Below are 275 nucleotides of genomic sequence, written 5' to 3'. Positions count from 1 at the left end.
GCGATCGCCGTCGCGTGGGAGGGCGCCGCGCGCGGCGTGCTGGTCGTCTCCGATGCGGTCAAGCCGACGTCGGCCGCCGCGATCGGCCAGCTCCGCGAGCTCGGCCTCACCCCGATCCTGCTGACCGGCGACAACGAGCGGGCGGCCCGCTCCGTGGCCGCGCAGGTCGGCATCGACGAGGTCGTCGCCGAGGTGCTGCCGCAGGACAAGGTCGACGTCGTCACGCGGCTGCAGGACGAGGGCCGGGTCGTGGCGATGGTCGGCGACGGCGTCAA

At 74.9% G+C, this 275-nt stretch carries 1 protein-coding gene; it reads left to right on the top strand.

Translation table 11 applies throughout. The annotated features are described in order from the left end of the window. On the top strand, positions 1-275 hold a 275-nt coding region (locus tag A6V29_RS21575), incomplete at both ends, for an HAD-IC family P-type ATPase (RefSeq protein WP_249933122.1).

The organism is Blastococcus sp. CCUG 61487, assembly GCF_005222955.1.
GTDB lineage: Bacteria > Actinomycetota > Actinomycetes > Mycobacteriales > Geodermatophilaceae > Blastococcus.
The sequence above is the reverse complement of the archived record's forward strand: the minus strand, read 5'-3'. Positions and strand labels throughout refer to the sequence as shown.